This is a genomic window from Hymenobacter bucti (assembly GCF_042681145.1).
Taxonomy (GTDB): domain Bacteria; phylum Bacteroidota; class Bacteroidia; order Cytophagales; family Hymenobacteraceae; genus Hymenobacter; species Hymenobacter bucti.
On record NZ_JBHUFD010000019.1, the window covers coordinates 282,272 to 300,297 of the forward strand.

Below are 18,026 nucleotides of genomic sequence, written 5' to 3' on the forward strand. Positions count from 1 at the left end.
TCCCACCCGATGAAAAAAATCCTCCTTAGTATCTGGTTACTAGGTTCCTGCTTTGGGCTGAGAGCCGAAAACGGCCACCAGCTCTGGCTACGCCCACACGCGGCGGTGCCGGTTACGGTAGTCGTGCCCACCAAAAAGTCGGTCTTGCTCGCTATGGCAAAGCAAGAATTGCAGCAAGGCTGGCAGGGTAGCGCCGGGGCCACCGTTACGTTGAGCCTCAAGAAAGACAAAGCTATTAAATACGATGGATTTCGCTTGAGCCCGCAGAAAATTGAAGCCACCACCGACGCAGGTCTCCTATATGGGGCATTTGAATTACTACGGCGCCAACAAACCGGCCAACCGGTGGTCGACGAGGTCTCTAATCCATCGTACGAGTACCGCCTGCTCAACCACTGGGATAATCCTGATGGGTCGGTAGAGCGGGGGTACGCCGGGCAGTCCATCTTTTGGCGCAAGGACAGCGCCTTAGTGGTGACCAAGCGCGACAAAATGCTGTGGCAGGAATACGCCCGGGCTAATGCCTCCATCGGCATCAACAGCAGCGTGCTCAACAACGTGAATGCTTCGCCGCTGATACTCTCGGCCGAGTACCTAGGGCGGGTGAAAGCCATTGCCGACGTGCTACGACCGTATGGGGTGAAGACGTATCTCTCCGTGAAGTTTTCCTCGCCGGTATTGCTGGGCGGCCTGAAAACCGCCGACCCGCTAGACCCGGCCGTCATTAAGTGGTGGCGCAGCAAGGCGAAGGAGATTTACCAACAGGTGCCGGATTTTGGCGGCTTCCTGGTGAAAGCTAGCAGCGAAGGGCAGCCCGGCCCGCAGGACTACGGCCGCACCCACGCCGACGGCGCCAACATGCTGGCCGACATCCTCAAGCCCTACCGCGGCTTGGTGATGTGGCGCGCCTTCGTATACAGCCCCACTGATAAGGACCGCGCCAAGCAGGCTTACAACGAGTTTATGCCGCTCGACGGTAAATTTCGGGACAACGTCATCATTCAGGCCAAAAATGGGCCAGTTGATTTTCAGCCCCGTGAGCCGTTCAGCCCGTTGTTTGGGGCGCTGAAAAAGACGGCTGTGATGCCCGAGTTTCAGATTACCCAGGAGTACCTGGGGCACGAGATTGACCTGGCATTTTTGGCGCCCATGTGGGAAGAATGCCTGCAAAGCGACACGTACCAAGCCGGACCCGGCAGTACGGTAGCCCGCTGCACTAATGGCAGCGTGTACCACCAGGCGCACTCGGCTATGGCCGGGGTAGCCAATATCGGCCTGGATACCAACTGGTGCGGGCACGACTTTGCCCAGGCCAACTGGTACGCCTTTGGGCGGCTGGCCTGGAACAGCAGCGCCAAAAGCGCCCAGCTGGCTGAGGAGTGGCTCAAGCTGACTTTCCACGATGCAGCTGGCGGCACCACTCAGCCGGCCACCTACGCGGCAGACTGGAGTACGAAGTTCCTGACGTCCATGACACAGTTGATGCTAGCTAGCCGTGAGGCCATCGTGGACTACTCCATGCCGTTGGGCTTGCACCACATCATGTCGGCCACCCACGGGCACTACGGCCCCGGCCCCTGGTGGGCGCCGCCCGGGATGCGCGCCGACTGGACTCCAGGCTATTACCACCAGGCCGCCGCCAATGGCGTGGGCTTCGACCGCACCAAGACCGGTAGCGACGCGGTGAGCCAGTACCACGAGCCCCTGGCCACGCAATTCAACGACCCCGCCACTTGCCCCGACGAGTACCTGCTGTGGTTCCACCATCTGCCTTGGGATTTCAAGATGAAAAGCGGCCGCACGCTGTGGGACGAGTTAGCGTTGCATTACGACCATGGCGTGCAGCAAGTGCGCCAGTGTCAGCGCGTGTGGGACCAGGCCCGGCCCTACGTGGACGCCGAGCGGTTTGGGGTAGTGCAAAACAAGCTGCGCACTCAAAGCGGAAACGCCGTGGTGTGGAAAGACGCTTGCCTGCTCTACTTTCAGCAGTTTAGCCACTTGCCTATTCCGGCCGCCATCGAGCCGCCCATGCATACGCTGGACGCCGTCATTGCCAACGACACCCCACCCCGGCCGCTCAGGCAACCCCGCCAGCCTTAATCAGCTCGCTTCATTAGCCGGCCACTTGCGGGCCGTCTGCTTTACCGCTTTTTACCCCCATCAGTATGTTTAAGTCTTTCCTTCCTGCTACCTTACTCATTGCGCTGGGGCTAGCTGCCACCTCCCCACGCAGCTACGGTCAGGCGGCCCTCAAGCCGGGTGAAAACCCTATCCTACGCGACGTATTTACCGCCGACCCGGCGCCGTTGGTATATAAGGATAAGGTGTACCTCTACGTGGGGCACGATGAAGCGAAAGAAGGGCAGATGTTCAATATGAACGACTGGCGGTGCTATTCCACCACCGATATGAAGCACTGGACCGCGCATGGCTCGGTGATGAAGGTGCGCGACTTCAAGTGGGCTACTAAGGACGCTTGGGCCTCGCAGGTGGTAGCCCGCAATGGCAAGTTTTACTTTTATGCAGCGGTGCAGGAGGGCGCCCCAGCCAATGCGAAAGCCATCGGGGTAGCCGTGTCCGACAGTCCTACCGGCCCCTTCGTGGATGCCCGCGGCTCGGCTCTTATCTCCGACCAAACTACCCCCGGCCCCAACGGCTGGGACGACATCGACCCCACCGTATTTGTGGACGATGATGGTACGGCCTGGCTGGCCTGGGGCAATCCCAACTGCTACCTGGCCAAGCTCAAGCCCAACATGACCGAGCTGGATGGACCCATCCAACGCATTGAGGTACCGAACTATACCGAAGGGCCGTGGCTGCACAAGCGCGGTAGCACCTACTACCTCACGTACGCCGCCTTTGCCCACCAGGGCATGTCGGAAAAGCTCTGCTACGCCACCGCCCCTAGCGTGACCGGCCCCTGGACCTACCAGGGCATCCTCACTGAACAGGCAAAAAACAGCTACACGATTCACCCGGGCATTGTAGAGTTTAAGAGACAGTGGTACCTGTTTTACCACAACGCCACCCTCACGCTGCCCACCGGCGAAAGCGGCGCTTTGGGCCGGCGCAGCGTGTGCGCCGAGTACCTCTACTACAACCCCGACGGCACCATACAGCCCATTGCCCACACCGTGGCTGGCCTGAGCGTACCGCCCCGCTCAAGCGCTAGTCCCGCGCCACAGGCGCGCCCGCCAGCGGCCTTGTCGGGCGCACCAGCGGTAGCCAGTTCGGGCATCACCATTACCGAAAACACCCAGCCCCGGCCCCCGCAGTGGCCCGGCACCCCCGTTTTCAGTACCATGCCCGCCCCAGCCACGGCGGCCCTAGACAACCTCAGCTTCAACCATAATAAAGGAGTTTCTAGCCTCGGCCAAACCTTTGAAGTGAAGGCCAATTGCCGGCTGACGCGCCTCGACCTGTTTGGAGGCGATGGCTTCGGCACGGATGCGAAGCAGCCCGTTGCCCTAGCGCTCTACGACCTGGGGCCGGCCGATGGCCTGGTAGCCGACGCGCCCACCTACCCGGCCGGCACCAATCTGTTAGGGGCTGCCATTAGCCTACCCTTCAGCTACACGCCCCAGGCGGCTGGCATTCTGCAAGTTGATTTTGCCGCTGCGAGCCAGGTGACGCTGCGGGCGGGGCACCGCTACGCGCTGGAATTACAGGGCGTGGCGAAGTCGGCGCCGCTATTTTGGCGGGTGGGCCGCCAGGATACCTACGCCGCCGGCAGCGCCTACCAAAATCGGCAACTCGTGCTGCTGAACGATAAGCGCGGCTATGACTTTGCCCTGGCGGTGTATGGCGCTCCGCTGGCGAACTGATTTTCATCTCCCTACCAACCCAAACTACGGCCCCCGTTTCCCACTCGCGTGCTATTCCTGGCAGCTACTCCCAACTTTAAACTACGGTTATGGTAGCTTGCGACGGTTTAGCTGGCTTATTTTACTCGCTATTAGTTGCCAGTTAAATACCATAGAGTAAGCAGTTATATTTATGAAGCAACTTCTTCTGACATGTGCCCTGCTGTTGCCTGCTATGGGGCATAGCCAGCAGGCGCCGTTACAAAGCTTCCCCTTGTCGTCGGTGGAGCTGCTCGACAGCCCGTTTCGCGAAGCCCAGCAAACCGACCAGGCCTACGTCATGGCCCTGGACCCCGACCGGCTGCTGGCGCCGTTTCAGCTCTCGGCCGGCCTTAAGCCGAAAGCCGAGCGCTACGGCAACTGGGAAAACACGGGCCTCGACGGGCACGTGGGCGGGCACTACCTCTCGGCCCTGGCCCTGCTGTACGCGGCCACGGGCGACAAAGAAGTGGAGCGCCGCCTCACTTACATGATTGACCAGCTCGACCTCTGCCAGCAGCAGAGCGGCAACGGCTACCTCGGCGGTATTCCGGGCGGACCGGCAATGTGGCAACAGGTGAAAGCGGGTAATATCCAGGCCAATAGCTTCGGGCTGAACCAGAAGTGGGTGCCCTGGTACAACCTGCACAAAACCTACGCCGGCCTGCGCGATGCTTACCTAATTGCCGGCAATGCGAAGGCCAAAACCATGCTCATCAAGCTCACGGATTGGTGCCTCGACCTCACGGCCAACCTCAGCGATGCGCAAATCCAGGACATGCTGCGCGCCGAGCAGGGCGGCCTGAACGAGGTGTTTGCCGACGTGGCCGACCTCACCGGCGACGCCCGCTACCTGAAGCTGGCCCAGCGGTTTTCGCAGCAGGCTCTGCTGCAACCCCTGCTGCGAGGGGAGGATAAGCTCAATGGCCTCCACGCCAACACGCAGATACCAAAGGTGATTGGCTACGAGCGCATTGCCGAAGTGGGCGGCGACCCGGCGTGGCGCAACGCAGCCACGTTCTTCTGGCAAACCGTGGTGGAGCACCGCACGGTGTCGATTGGCGGCAACAGCGTGAGCGAGCACTTTCAGCCGGCCACCGACTTTACGTCGATGCTCGAAAGCAAGGAGGGCCCCGAGACGTGCAACACCTATAATATGCTCAAGCTCAGCAAGGAGCTGTACCTGGCCAGCGGCGCTACCAAGTATCTTGATTATTACGAGCGGGCGACCTATAACCACATTCTTTCCTCGCAGCACCCCGGCACGGGCGGGTTTGTGTACTTCACCTCGATGCGGCCGCGGCACTACCGGGTGTACTCGCAGCCGCAGGAAAGCTTCTGGTGCTGCGTAGGCTCGGGGCTGGAAAACCACGGCAAGTACGGCGAGCTTATCTACGCGCACCGCGGCACTAGCCAACTGCTGGTCAACCTGTTTATGCCCTCGCGCCTGGCGTGGCAGCCAGCCGGCCTCACGCTCACCCAGACCACGCGCTTTCCCTTTGCCGAATCTACGGAACTGACCCTTCACTTAAAAAAGGCCCGCAAGTTTGCCCTCAGCATTCGGCAACCGGCCTGGGTGCCGGCCGGCCAATTGGTCGTGCAAGTGAATGGCCAGCCGGTAGCGACTAGCTCGGCTACCTCCGGTTACGTCACGGTCGAGCGCAAGTGGAAATCGGGCGATATGGTGACGGTGGCGCTGCCCATGCACACCACGGCCGAGTACCTGCCCGACCATTCGCCCTGGGTGTCGTTTGTGCACGGCCCCGTGGTGCTGGCCGCCGCTACCGATACCACCGACCTGCCCAGCCTGCGCGCGGGGGGCAGCCGCATGGGCCACGTAGCCAACGGTCCGCTCTACCCCATCGACGATGCGCCGGTGCTGGTGAGCCGCCAGCCTGCCGACCTCACGGCCAGCATCCGGCCCGTGCCTGGCGAGCCACTCACCTTCACGGCTGCGGGACTGATTGATGCCGAGAAGTACCGTAACCTCAAGCTAGTACCGTTTTACCAGCTGCACGATACGCGCTACATGGTGTACTGGCCCGTGACGACGCCCGAAGGACTAGTCGCCCGCAAAGCAGCGATGCGCCAAAAAGACGCCGAAAAGCTGGCCCTCGACGCGCGCACCGTGGACCGCGTGGCGCCCGGCGAGCAGCAGCCCGAGTCGGACCACGGCTTTGCTAGCGAGCGCACCGAAATGGGCGTATTTCAGGACCGCCACTACCGCCACGCCACCGGCTGGTTCAGCTACAACCTGCGCAACCCTAAGGCTGAAGCCCGCGCCCTGCGTGTGACGTACTTCGGCGGCGACCAGGGCCGCACCTTTTCCATCTTCCTCAATGACAAGCTCCTACAAAAGGTGACTTCCGACGCTAGCAAGGGTAGCACGTTCTTCGACGTGGAGTACCCGCTGCCCGCCGCGCTGCGCACCGGCCCCGCCAGCAAGGTACTCACCGTCAAGTTTGCCGCCGACCCCGGCTCTACCGCCGGCGGCGTCTTCGACGTGCGGCTCCTGAAATAGGCACCTAGGTGCGCTGTCAGCGCTTTTGCAGTGCTGGCAGTGAAACTGCTGTCACCTGACCTCCTCCTAGAAAGTAGTGTAAGTCATGCCCACCAACTAGCAAAGACATGATATTGAGACTTTTGCTTCTGTTACTGCTTCTATCAGCAGCTTTCCTGGGCAAGGCCCAAAACCCCATCATCCAAACCAAGTTCACGGCTGACCCGGCCCCGCTGGTTTACCGGGACACCGTGTTTTTATACACCAGCCATGATGAGGACGATGCGAAAGGGTTTAAGATGTATAATTGGCTGCTCTACACCTCCACCGATATGGTGAACTGGACCGACCACGGGACGGTCGCCTCGACGAAAAGTTTTAGCTGGTCGCCGCAAAATGGGGCCTGGGCCCCGCAGTGCGTAGCGCGTAATGGGAAATTCTATTTGTACTGCCCCATCCACGTCAAAGGTATCGGGGTTTTGGTATCGGATAGTCCGTATGGCCCCTTCACTGACCCCTTAGGTAAACCTTTGATTAAGAACAGTATTGACGATATTGACCCCACGGTATACATTGATGACGATGGCCAAGCATATCTATATTGGGGTAACCCGAATCTGTATTATGTCAAGCTGAATAAGGATATGATTTCTTATTCGGGAGAGATTGTTAAGTCGCCCACCAAACCGACTAATTACCAGGAAGGGCCGTGGTTTTACAAGCGCAAAGACAATTATTATGTAGCCTATGCCTCAACGTGTTGCCCGGAGGGCATCGGCTACAGCATGAGCACCAGCCCCACGGGCCCCTGGAACTACACCGGTATGCTTATGGACAGCGACCCCAGGTCCAATGGCAATCACCCGGGCATTATCGATTATAAGGGAAGCACCTATCTGTTTGGCTTCAACTACGCCCTTTCTAAAGCGATATCTTCGACGCATTCTGAGCGGCGCTCCGTTTGCGTAGATAAGCTAACCTATAACAGTGATGGCACGATTCAGAAGCTACCGTTTTGGTCAGCAACTGGCGTAGACCGTACCGCGGTCTTGAACCCGTATAAGCGCACCGAGGCGGAAACAATTGCCTGGAGTCAAGGCCTGAAAACCAATAAAGGCGTCAATGGTTTATACGTAACGGCTATAGACAGTGACGATTATATAAAAGTTAAGGGAGTTTCTTTTGAAAAGGGAGCGAAAGAATTTATGGCCTCGATGGCGAGCACGTCACCCAATGCTGTTATTGAACTACACCTTGACAGTCCTACCGGTACGCTGCTGGGGGCTTTAAAAGTTAAGCAAACCGGAAGTCTTGAAAACTGGTTAGTGCAGTCCTGCAAAGTCAGCCGGCAAGGTGGGATACACGATGTGTACTTTGTTTTCAAAGGTACCAGCAACAACACGCTCCGATTTGACTGGTGGCAGTTCAACCAGTAATAGCAAGTTAAGGATAGCGTATACCCCGTTCGATAGTTGCTTAATGCTTGACCTTACACTGAAGTATGATAAGAGACCACGCCACTATTGAAGTGGTTTGTCAGCTTCCCAGTTAAGTAAGCCAATCGGCAGTAGGAAAGCCTTCCTTATCGGTGGTTAAGGCGACTGGTCACATTTAAGTCAGATAGGGAGCGATAAGTGGACGTTATTCTCCCTTACCTGTCGGGTACTCGACCAGAATCAGACTACTCCTAGATTGTAAAAGCTGCGCTGAAAGCAATTTAGGGTAGCCATGCAAAAGTGATAGTTTAGGTACGATAAGTGTTCATTATAGACACTCCCAGTCTTCGTTAGAAGGTCGGGGCTGCTCGGTTTAGCGCGTAAGAGCACGTGTTCTATTTCAAGCAATGCTCTCCTTGACCCGTATTGACGAGCTTATAATATTTATTAAACAATGGTGCCTGTTGCAGAGCTCAGTTCAGGGCTCATGCGCGGTTGCTACCAGCCAAACCAGGCGAGCAAACCGGCGGTAAGGCTGCTTTTTTCACGTTTTGGTGAGCATTATGACCTATTTGCAAGAAGATCGAAGAGTTCTGCAATAGTTACAGTGCTCCGCAAATGTTATCAGCTTATTGCACTCTGCTCTCTCGTTCCGCTATATCCGCTGTACGCGCTCGATTTACTGCGCCCGCTGGTTCAACTTATCATAATTTTCTTTTTAAGGACAGATTGTAGGGGTTTATTTAGCAATTGGCTGACTTTGCGTATTATCCGTTTTCCGCAAGGTGCGTAATAGGATTGATAAAGCATTTTTTCCTTTAGGTACCTGACATGGCTATCAATTTAACCGAACTACAAGCGCTCCTAGACCAAGTCACTACGACGGCTGCAACTGAGAAAGAGGTCCGCAAAAGTTTGGTGCGTGTGGAAAACTTAGTCAGTAATATCACCAAAGAACTGACGAGCATTTATGAACTCTTAGACGGAGTTGTTCCTGCGAGAAGGCAGCGCCAAACGCGTGCTCCAAAAGAAGCAACTGTCGCAGATCTCGAAGCTCCATACGGCCGTCGAAAAGATGGCACTCCCAAAGGCAAGCCAGGTCGCAGCAAGCCAGCTGATGCTTAGGCAACTGCAGTATTGCAAAATCAGCCTGCAAACAGCTTGTTAGTTATTAACAAGCTATTTGCAGGCTGATTTTGCAATACTATTAATCGGGCCCTCATTTGAGTATTTACACTTGATAGTCAGTTACTTAAAATAATCTTCTTGGGTTTGGCTGCAGAAAGGCGGTTTTCAGACGGCCTGTAAAACGTCCTCCTCGACCTTGGTTGTTGGGCGGTTCGAGGGCAGGATGGTGATGCGATTTTTTTGCTGAAACGTCACGAGTTGGTACAGCTAGTTGATGAGCACCAGCAGCTGTCATAGTCAGGCGGCTGCTTTTGGTGGTGTACACCTCCGGGATTTGCCCGACTTCGGGATGGGCGGCGGGCTTAGTAGTCTGCGCGTAGGCGGTGGTAGCGGGGACGCACTGCGCCACGGTGGCCAAGGCCACGCTGGGGCTGAAGGAAACAAGTTTGCGCACCGTGCCAGAAGGGTGCGCAAGCGGAGGACAATGTGGTCTAGAACTGGCGGTAGCTAGCCACCGGGTAAAAGAGGTTTTATCTGTGGTGCCCGAAGAAGCCAAAAGCAGCTATGATGAGGCCCCCGATGAGCAGCACGGAGCCAAGCTTGCGGCCAGCCCCCTCTAAAAACCGGATGCCAGTGGCTGCCTCGTAGGATTTAAATTCTTCGACCCCGGCGGCGTTGCGGCGGTTAAAGGCGCGGCGATTCATCAGGTATTGCAGCGCGTAGCCTAGAACGGCTAGCACGATTCCAAAGATGGTCATAGGGCAAGAGTTTGGGGGGTAGGAAAGCTACGCCTTGCCCGCCAGCTTTAGTGCTTGGCTGGCAAGGCTACGCCTTCATTTACTTCGTGGGCTTGGCAAAACCATCTTTTTGGGCCCGCTCGCTCACCACGGCCATCCGCTTCTCCGTGTCGGGATGCGAGGAGAACAGCTGCGACGTTTTCGACGATTTGGCGCCGCTCGACAACGCTTGCAGCTTGCCAAAAGCCGTGGCCATGTACCACGGATTTACTTGCTGCGCCTTGAGCAGCTCGTAGCCGTAGCCATCGGCGCTGCTCTCTTGCGAGCGCGAAAACGACGCATTCGCCAGCGCCTGGCCCACGTCGCCGAGCTGCGAGTTGCTCAGCGTGGCTGCGGCACCGCCTTGCGACGAAGCGCCTTCCTTGAGGGCTGACGTAAGCAGGGCGGTGCGCATGGCATCGCGCGAGTCTTTGTGCTTGACGTGGCCAATCTCGTGGCCGATAACGCCGAGCACTTCCTGGTCGCTCATCAAATCCATGAGCCCCGCCAGCACGCGCACGCTGCCATCGGCGCAGGCAAAGGCGTTCACATCCTTGACCAGATATACTTTGTAGTTCATGCTCATGCCGTCGTAGGTGCCGAGGGTAGCTACCAGCTTTTGTAGGCGCTTGGCGTAGGGGCTGGTGGCGGGGGCCACGGGGTTGTTGGCATCACTCCAGGCCACGTATTCTTTGGTGTAGGCCACTACATCCTGGTCGCTGAGGGTGGCGGCTTTGGCGGCCTTTAGACCGGCGCCCAGAGAAGTGGAATTAAGCTTGAATTGCGCCTGGGCACTATTGAAGGCGCTGGCAGCCAGGAAAATGATGGCAGTGAGAAATTGTTTTTTCATTAGGGTAGGGGTAGAATTGGTCGGACAGGGAGAAAGGAATAGGTAGCTTAGTCGGTGGAGTATGTAAGGCTGATGAAGTTTTAAGCTCCGCTGTTTCTACGCGGACGTAGCGCACTGGTTGAGGACTTCGCGCCTATTAAACTGAATTTTAGCTGGCTTATGAATCATCCACGCGTCGCTGCAAGGCCCCGCCGGCCGCTTTGCTAGCAGCGCTGAATTGGTTAAGCGCCGACAAAATAGCACTGGGTCTGCTATAGCCTGGGCCAGCGATTACCGCGCTGCCCGTCGTTATTTATTGATGCGTTGTACGTCCGCTTGCTTACTTTACGCGCTGCTATAAAGCTACCTGCCTGGGGAAAGCTGCTGCTCTTCCTGATCGCCTTTTATACGTTGATGCCGTTGGCGGCCAACTACACCGGCTGGCCCTTTAGCCTGCTGCACCAGACTACTTACGAGCGGGCCTTTATTGGATTATTTATCCTTAATAATCAAGTATTTAGCTGGCACAAGTGGCTCTATTGAAAAAGCGGTATGCATAAGTTGTCCACAGGTCATCCCAAACTGTTTCTTAACGCGCGGTAAGATGACCGAAGTAAAGCTACTGGTGCAAACCGCGGGCCTGGTGCTCTTTGATCCCGTTGTGCTACAGGCCTTTATCGACTACCACCACCTGCCGGTTTCCAATCTTTGGGATAGCTTCCGTAGTAATCCGGACTTGGCTAAGGAAGCCCTCGCCACGGGCTGCCTACTGCCGGTCCACCCGATTGTGGCCTGGGATTATCGCGTTCGGGTGGCAGTGGCTGCTCAACCGACCGTACCGGCCGAGTGGGTCTTATTTGCCGCCGCTGGCTTCGCCCTCCACGTCAGCAGTGGGCGGGTGCTGGTAGCCGATGGCTGGGCGCTGCTCCGCTGGGAGGCCGCCGCGTACCTGGAGTTTGGGCGCCAGCCGCTGGCAGCGAACTATGCCGCCAATGACTTTCGGGTTGTCCAGGAGGTGCGTGTGCCTAACGGCTGGTATCAGGTCACCGTCGTCGGCTTTTGTGAGCGCTAGAATGCCGACCTCGAAACCCGGCCCTGCGGGTATGAATTTTTGCTGGTTCGCACGGAGCCGGCGGCCGTTAGCCCGCTAGGTAGCCTCGCTGGCCTGGACCTGGATGTCGTGCTTCTGTAGCTTGGGCTAGTCTGCCGGGGGAGGGGCCCTAAAAGCTGCGGGCTGCTGTTCGGCCAAACACTAGTTGTCTAGCTGTTCCAGCGAAGGCAACTACGTGAGACCTGCTTGTCAGCTAGCTGCGGTGGCCACGTCGATAAATTCGGTTACGAACTTGACCGGCTGGCCGGCGGCGTCCAGCCCCACGTAGGTGGGGTAAAAACCATCCCCGTAGCCCGATTGAAACACGGCCACTTGGTTTTCTTGGTCGGCATAGGGCTGCAACAGGCAGTGCTCGGAACCGGCTAGCGCGTCATTTTCCAGGTGCTCGGCCAGGTAGTCATCATAGTAGCTGACGTAGTCATCCCCGAGCTGGACTTCTAGGTCAACATCATGCTGGGCGAGCAGCGCCACCGTGGGGTGGTCCATAAAGCAACCCAAACCCGCCGATACCGGGTACCCAAAGATTTCGTCAGCGGCCAGCGTCGCCGGGTCCTGTTCGGCCGTGACGGCCAACTCCCAGCGCACCACCGTCGCCAAACTCAGGCGCAGCTCGGCGTAGGCAATTCGGTTTTCGGTAGGCAGCCGGTGCAGGTATACCGGGTAGCGGCCGGCCGGGCAGGCTTGCGTAAAGGGCTGCGGGTCGCAGTGCGCGAGCGGGTCACAGGCTACGAGGTGGCCAGTCGGCAGCACCAGACCGGGCAGTTCCAGGGTGCGCAGGTTGCCGGTGGGAGTAGCCGAGTCAGCGAATAACTGCGTGATGGTGCTCATAAAGAAGCGTTCGTAGTCGAGTAACTCCGTCTGCGTAACAACCTAGTCTAAGTGCCAACCTGCGGTTTCGAATTTATTCGGATAAGGGGCTACTGAGAAGCAGGTTTTAGTACTGCCTACTTCCTGAACGTATGGAATTGGTTGCTAAAAAGGAGAAGCAGGGGTATCCGGGCCCAGAATTTCGCGGATTTTCGCCTGCACCTTGGCGTCCTCCTTGCTGGCGGTGCTGCTCTCAGTCAGCAGGTGCGCCAGCAGGGCCCGCAGCGGCAGGTGCTGCACGGGCTGTTTTTTAGCGTGGCGGGCAAGCTGGTTGAGCAGCAGGCTCAACGAGAAAAAGCTGGAGGCCGGGTATTTGGCGCGGGTGTCGGGCTGGCGCGGCTGCCTGCACCGCTCCAGCAGCCGCAGCCAATGGGCTTCACTCAGCGCCACGGTGCCCCGCAAGAGGCTATTAAACACCTCCCTAAGCGACCAATGCGCGGCATTGTTGTAGGTCGCTTGGTCGCCCATGTTGGCATTCATCACGGCGGCCGTCGCCAACAGCAACCGACCTTGGTAGGCCGCATCCTGCGCCCGCGCCGCGACATAAGTGGGAAAGGTGGTGAGCTTGCCGCCCCGATTGGCCAGCATTTCCAGCAGTAGCTGTTCCAGCACGGGCTGCATGGCCTGGTCTTCCGCGTTGGCATCGGCTGGTAAGGGCGCGTGGGGGTAGGTAGGTGGCGGCATAGGGTAAGGAAGAGGTAGTGCGGGGGCGGCACTCAAGTCGCCAGTTGGCGGTGCACCAGCGCCAGCAACTCGGCGGGCGTGAGATAGCGCTGAAAAAACGCGCTTAGCGCCCCTTCGTTGGTGATTTGCTGAAAAAACGTTTCGTGGTCGGTGCCAAATACCGTGGGGTCGTCAGGAGCTGGGTCGGCTAGGCACACGTAGAAGTTGTCGGGGTAGCCATAGCTGGAGGCTAGGTGCACAAAATCGGGGGCAGGGTCGGCCGCCACGGCGCGCACTGGGCTCAGGTCCACCAGGTCGGGGTCAGCGAAGTCGGCGGACCATTCGGTATAGTCGGGCGTGCCCGGCCGAAAGGGCGTGAACAGGCGACCCACGAAAAACGCCTGCCCGCGGGGCTCCGGCGTGAGCTGGTAGAAATGGGCTACCAGCTGCTGGTCGAAAGCCGTCCGGTCGTGCGCCAGCAGCGAGCGGTGGGCCACCACCCAGGCCTGCAGCCCGGCAATAGGCTCGGTGGCTGCCGCCGCAGCCCAGGGCGTGTCGGTGGGCTGGGGATATAGCACCGAGGAAAAGCGAATGGCCTGCAAGTCATCGGCCAGTGAGCGGCCACGCACGCCCTCGGTGGTACCGCTCAGCTCGCGGATACGGGCAAGAATCTCAGGTTTCATGGGCGCGAAGGTAGGCGGGCGGGCTAGCCCGGGTGGCTACGGTAGTGCGTGCCCCAGGCTCGCAAGGCACCGATTAGGGGCGTTACGGAGCCGCCCAGCTTGGTCAGGTAGTAGGGCTAACTTCGACGGAACGATGGAATAAACGACGCGCTGTACCAGGGGTTGCCGTTAGGTAGTTAAGACTCCTTATCGCTTAGCCGTTAAGGGCACAATAAGGTTTGAGCGCCAGTAATTTCTACTTTGATGCGACTCGTAGCGCGCTCATCTGTAGGGGTCACCTCGGAGAAATGCACTAGCCACGGGGCCCTTATTGGAGTATTTATCATTAGTAATCAATAGTTTGTGCTACTTACTTGTAAGTGCAATCTCGGCATATTGTACTCCACTGAACCCGTTAATTCTTGTTTTTTTCTCCCCCGAAGTGTCAACTGATTGACACAATATCTACGTGCAATAGTTGGGTCAACAAGAAACTACTCTGATACCAATGGAGGTAGTGCTCACACCTGTGAGATGGTCTAGCTATGCCGGACAAAAGCAGAATGTGGTTCGCAGATGGGTTGCAAAGTGGCTAGGCACCTGTTGCAACAATACTAATACTGCATCTATTTGGAGTCAACTCAAGACCGAATTGTTTGACGGCGGCAACTTTCCTAATCTAGCTGAAAGCCGCTGGGAAGTTCGCCACTACACCTGCTACCATAATGCTGAAAGACGCCATTCCGCGCTCGGCTTCTAGTCACTTAACTACTTCAAAAACTATTTCCAAACTATATCTCGCCACTGTCCGTCTTTGTCTCGTCCAGCTATAGCTATACAGGTTGTCTAATCCTGAAAAAAAGTTGTCAGTTTTCGCGGGAGAAAAAATAAGTGATTCTAATCCTGATAGCAGATTGTCAAGTTAGGCTGCATCAGTTGATGCTGGGGGTTGAGCAGTCTTGTATACGTTGGGTTTCCAATGCTTTTGAAAGGGCTCGGTACTGGCATGGGCGGCCGTCGGTGTGAGATACCCACAGCTCCTATATGGGCGCAGGTGATTATAGTTGCGTACACGCTGCTCGACGGCTCGGGCTGCTTCATCAAAGGTGATAAACACGCGGTTTAGCCGGAAATCCGTTTTCAAGATACCATTGACGCGTTCGGCCACTGCCTTTTCGTAGGGGTCGCCGTGATGGGTCATGCTGATGGCAATCCCCGCTTGCCGAAGCCGCTGGATATACGCAAAGCTGCCGTACTGACTCCCGAGTGGTGAATCAAGGGGGCGGCGCTAGGTGGCTCGCGCTGCAAAGCCACTTCTAAGGCTTTCAATGAGTCCTCCACGGTAAGCAGCGGATGCAGGCAGTAGCCGACGATAAGCTTCAAATACGCATCGGTTAATAAAGACAAGTAGCCGAAGCTCAACCCGATGCACAAGTAGGTAATGTCGCACACCCAAGCTTGTTGTGGTGCCATCAACGCTATATCCACTAGCAGGTTAGGATACTTACGCAGGCTACGCGCCAAGTTCGTCGTTTTTGGCACCGATCGCTTTCGACGCAGAATCAAATTGTGCGTTTGCTAGAGCTGATGCAGTTTGTCGCGCCCTATTTTGGTCCGACATCAGTTGATAGACCAAGTGCAAGGCGGGCCCGCCGCAACACCCGTCGAAATTATTGTGGACTCCTTCTGAGGGGACCCTATCCTTGAGCAGCACCAACGTGTTGACTCACCGAGTGCACTTTGTATGAGTCGGCAACATAGTCAGCAATATTTCAACACTTTCCGAGACCACGCTGCACCGCATCACAACCCGTCCCTAAAACGTTAAATCTTATAGTGGGCAGCAGTCGGAAGTAGGCCAACTATTTGGATAAGAACCGAGTGAAAGAGCATTATTAATTTTTATATGTCTTAATAATAATTTATGGAAATGGTAATTAATCAATATAGTTATGTATATTTGATTTTAGTTACTTATACATATCCGCTTATAAGTAGATGGGGAAGATTGTGCTTCATACACGCCCTGTGATGAAGGTTGGCGAAGCCTTGTAGTGCCTCGCCATTACGTTGCTGGTGAGCTCAAGGCCTGCCAGAACACGGCTAAATACTAAGAGCTTCCTGCTGATGATACCATTAAAAGCAAATTGGTATGCGGTTTACACATACCCAAACCTGGAACGCAGAATTCATTCGGAGCTGGTAAAACAAGCCATAAGCACGTATCTGCCACTACAGAAAGTTCTCCGACAGTGGAGCGACCGAATTAAGGAACTACATGTCCCTCTTTTCCCCAGTTATCTCTTCGTTCACATTCACGATCACGAGCGGGTGAACGTGCTAAAAGTAGCAGGAGTGGCGCGGTTTGTTGCTTTTGAAGGACGGCCAGCCATTATTTCAACTGATGAAATCGAGACAATTCGGAAAGTGGAAAGCGTCGCTGTTGAATTGGAACCGAGCCTGCTGAGCGGGGACTGGGTACAGATTATGCACGGGCCACTGGCGGGGCTAAAGGGTATCTTATTCAAGAAAAAAGGTAAAACCCGTTTTGGAGTTCAACTCAACGGACTTCGGCAAGCACTGTCACTGAACGTATGCGTCAGCTTGTTAAAAAAACTGTAATCCGACTGTTGCTTTAACCCGTTACGCCCATGCCCATACAACCAACTTACCCCGGTGTCTACATTGAGGAGGTTTCAAGCGGAGTACGGACTATCACAGGCGTCGCGACGTCTATTACCGCCTTTCTCGGGCGAGCCTTACGTGGGCCCGTCAACGACCCGGTGACACTTAACAATTTTGGCGACTTTGAGCGCCAGTTTGGCGGCATCTGGTCGGAGAGCATGATGAGCTATGCGGTACGCGATTTTTACCAGAATGGCGGCAGCAAAGCCGTGATTATCCGTCTTGCCAAAAATGCTGTCGCTGCTACTATCACGTTACCTGTTGACAGCGGCGCCCCGCTCATACTCGAAGCGGTTAATGTCGGTAGCTGGGGCAGCAGGTTAAGTGTAATTGTTACTTATAAAACTAAAAATACAGCTGATAACAAGCTTTTTAACCTAACAGTTAGGGAAGAGCAAGGCGCGACGGAAGCCTTCCTCAATGTTTCGAGCGACCCTGCTTCTTCCCGCTACCTGCCACGGGTATTAGACCAGAACTCCGCGTTGGTGCGCGTGCAAGGGCCTATGCCCGCAGAGCGCCCCAAAGAAACACCCCTACTGGAAAGCCCTCCTAGTTTCACCGGTATCCCCGCCAGCGCGGCCGATAACGCCGACGGTAGCGATTTAACCTCGATCGAGTACCTGGGCAGTGAGGTAGCCAAGACGGGCGTTTTTGCGCTGCGCAATACGGAATTCAATCTACTCTGTATCCCGCCAGCTGTGCGGGGCGGCGATACTGCATCCGAAGTTTACTCAACTGGCCTAAGCCTGTGCCTTGAGAAACGAGCCATGCTCCTAGTAGATCCTCCCGCCGCCTGGGGAAGCTCGGGCGATAATGCCCTGAAAAAGGCGGAACAGGTGCTAACCAGTTTGGGTCTAGCGGGCAGCGACGCTCGCAATGCGGCGCTCTACTTTCCCCGCATCAGGGAGGTAGATCCCAAACGAGACGGTCAGGTTGACGCTTTTGTGCCGTGTGGACTCGTAGCCGGCGTGATGGCCCGCACCGACGCCCGCCGTGGCGTCTGGAAATCACCAGCGGGCCTTGATGCCTCGCTCAACGGAATTCAGGGCCTGCAGGTAAGTTTGACCGACGATGAGAATGGGATTTTGAACCCGCTTGGGATCAATTGCTTGCGCCAGTTTCCGGTTACGGGCCGCGTAGTGTGGGGCGCCCGCACATTGCGTGGCGCTGACCAGTTGGCTGATACCGACAACAAGTACGTGGCAGTTCGGCGGACTTCCCTGTTCATTGAGGAAAGCTTGTACCGGGGTACTCAGTGGGTTGTTTTTGAACCCAACGACGAACCCCTATGGTCCCAGATCCGGCTCAACGTGGGCGCCTTCATGCACAACCTCTTTCGACAGGGAGCCTTTCAGGGCAAAACTCCCCGGGAAGCCTACCTGGTGAAGTGCGACCAGGAAACCACCAACCAGACCGATATCAATCAGGGCGTGGTAAACGTGCTGGTTGGGTTTGCCCCGCTTAAGCCGGCCGAATTCGTGTTCATCAGGATTCAGCAACTCTCCGGACAAATCGACTTCTAAC

Annotated in this window: 17 protein-coding genes; 10 read left to right on the plus strand and 7 right to left on the minus strand. The window is 56.6% G+C overall.

Annotated features, from left to right (window positions below):
• The first annotated feature begins 9 nt into the window (after window positions 1-9).
• The 5 genes from ACFSDX_RS24885 to ACFSDX_RS24905 all read left to right on the plus strand — a co-directional run bounded on the left by ACFSDX_RS24885 (window position 10) and on the right by ACFSDX_RS24905 (window position 8,906).
• Window positions 10-2,100 carry an alpha-glucuronidase gene (locus tag ACFSDX_RS24885; protein WP_382318653.1) on the plus strand — a complete coding sequence of 697 codons (2,091 nt, stop codon included), beginning with the start codon at window positions 10-12 and terminating at the stop codon, window positions 2,098-2,100.
• A gap of 65 nt (window positions 2,101-2,165) precedes the next feature.
• Window positions 2,166-3,827 carry a glycoside hydrolase family 43 protein gene (locus ACFSDX_RS24890; RefSeq protein WP_382318655.1) on the plus strand — a complete coding sequence of 554 codons (1,662 nt, stop codon included), beginning with the start codon at window positions 2,166-2,168 and terminating at the stop codon, window positions 3,825-3,827.
• A 172-nt stretch (window positions 3,828-3,999) separates the two neighbouring features.
• A complete protein-coding gene (locus ACFSDX_RS24895) occupies window positions 4,000-6,366 on the plus strand; it encodes a beta-L-arabinofuranosidase domain-containing protein (protein ID WP_382318657.1) in 2,367 nt (788 codons plus the stop codon).
• A gap of 107 nt (window positions 6,367-6,473) precedes the next feature.
• The gene (locus ACFSDX_RS24900) at window positions 6,474-7,781 is read left to right on the plus strand and encodes a glycoside hydrolase family 43 protein (RefSeq protein WP_382318659.1); all 1,308 of its coding nucleotides are present in this window, start codon (window positions 6,474-6,476) and stop codon (window positions 7,779-7,781) included.
• Window positions 7,782-8,612: 831 nt separating this feature from the next.
• Complete coding sequence (locus ACFSDX_RS24905) at window positions 8,613-8,906, plus strand: hypothetical protein (protein WP_382318661.1); 294 nt, start codon at window positions 8,613-8,615, stop codon at window positions 8,904-8,906.
• 533 nt (window positions 8,907-9,439) lie between these two features.
• On the opposite strand, the gene ACFSDX_RS24910 is transcribed toward ACFSDX_RS24905, so the two are convergent.
• On the minus strand, window positions 9,440-9,667 hold the full coding sequence (locus ACFSDX_RS24910) for a hypothetical protein (RefSeq protein WP_382318662.1): 228 nt from the start codon (window positions 9,665-9,667) through the stop codon (window positions 9,440-9,442).
• Between the two features lie 79 nt (window positions 9,668-9,746).
• On the minus strand, window positions 9,747-10,535 hold the full coding sequence (locus tag ACFSDX_RS24915; protein ID WP_382318664.1) for a M48 family metallopeptidase: 789 nt from the start codon (window positions 10,533-10,535) through the stop codon (window positions 9,747-9,749).
• 303 nt (window positions 10,536-10,838) lie between these two features.
• Here ACFSDX_RS24915 and ACFSDX_RS24920 point away from each other — a divergent pair, with 303 nt between their 5' ends.
• Both ACFSDX_RS24920 and ACFSDX_RS24925 read left to right on the plus strand, forming a co-directional pair.
• Window positions 10,839-11,057 carry a hypothetical protein gene (locus ACFSDX_RS24920; protein WP_382318666.1) on the plus strand — a complete coding sequence of 73 codons (219 nt, stop codon included), beginning with the start codon at window positions 10,839-10,841 and terminating at the stop codon, window positions 11,055-11,057.
• A 61-nt stretch (window positions 11,058-11,118) separates the two neighbouring features.
• Entirely contained in the window at window positions 11,119-11,586 is a 468-nt protein-coding gene (locus ACFSDX_RS24925) for a hypothetical protein (RefSeq protein WP_382318668.1), read from the plus strand.
• Window positions 11,587-11,814: 228 nt separating this feature from the next.
• Here the strand turns inward: ACFSDX_RS24925 and ACFSDX_RS24930 are convergent, their stop codons facing one another.
• From ACFSDX_RS24930 to ACFSDX_RS24940, 3 genes are all read right to left on the minus strand, one after another.
• On the minus strand, window positions 11,815-12,453 hold the full coding sequence (locus tag ACFSDX_RS24930; RefSeq protein WP_382318670.1) for a DUF4241 domain-containing protein: 639 nt from the start codon (window positions 12,451-12,453) through the stop codon (window positions 11,815-11,817).
• 144 nt (window positions 12,454-12,597) lie between these two features.
• Window positions 12,598-13,176: a hypothetical protein gene (locus ACFSDX_RS24935; RefSeq protein WP_382318672.1), complete on the minus strand. Its 579-nt coding sequence runs from the start codon at window positions 13,174-13,176 to the stop codon at window positions 12,598-12,600.
• Window positions 13,177-13,208: 32 nt separating this feature from the next.
• The gene (locus ACFSDX_RS24940; protein WP_382318673.1) at window positions 13,209-13,838 is read right to left on the minus strand and encodes a hypothetical protein; all 630 of its coding nucleotides are present in this window, start codon (window positions 13,836-13,838) and stop codon (window positions 13,209-13,211) included.
• A 487-nt stretch (window positions 13,839-14,325) separates the two neighbouring features.
• On the opposite strand from ACFSDX_RS24940, the gene ACFSDX_RS24945 reads away from it, so the two are divergent.
• Window positions 14,326-14,577: an IS3 family transposase gene (locus tag ACFSDX_RS24945; RefSeq protein WP_382318675.1), complete on the plus strand. Its 252-nt coding sequence runs from the start codon at window positions 14,326-14,328 to the stop codon at window positions 14,575-14,577.
• A 162-nt stretch (window positions 14,578-14,739) separates the two neighbouring features.
• Here the strand turns inward: ACFSDX_RS24945 and ACFSDX_RS24950 are convergent, their stop codons facing one another.
• Complete coding sequence (locus ACFSDX_RS24950; RefSeq protein WP_382318677.1) at window positions 14,740-15,018, minus strand: integrase core domain-containing protein; 279 nt, start codon at window positions 15,016-15,018, stop codon at window positions 14,740-14,742.
• Window positions 15,015-15,290: a hypothetical protein gene (locus tag ACFSDX_RS24955; RefSeq protein WP_382318679.1), complete on the minus strand. Its 276-nt coding sequence runs from the start codon at window positions 15,288-15,290 to the stop codon at window positions 15,015-15,017. Before ACFSDX_RS24955 ends, ACFSDX_RS24950 begins: the two co-directional genes overlap by 4 nt.
• 654 nt (window positions 15,291-15,944) lie before the next feature.
• On the opposite strand from ACFSDX_RS24955, the gene ACFSDX_RS24960 reads away from it, so the two are divergent.
• Together ACFSDX_RS24960 and ACFSDX_RS24965 are read left to right on the plus strand one after the other, a co-directional pair.
• Entirely contained in the window at window positions 15,945-16,439 is a 495-nt protein-coding gene (locus tag ACFSDX_RS24960) for a UpxY family transcription antiterminator (RefSeq protein ID WP_382318682.1), read from the plus strand.
• Window positions 16,440-16,468: 29 nt separating this feature from the next.
• Window positions 16,469-18,025: a phage tail sheath family protein gene (locus ACFSDX_RS24965; RefSeq protein WP_382318684.1), complete on the plus strand. Its 1,557-nt coding sequence runs from the start codon at window positions 16,469-16,471 to the stop codon at window positions 18,023-18,025.
• Window position 18,026 lies beyond the last annotated feature (1 nt).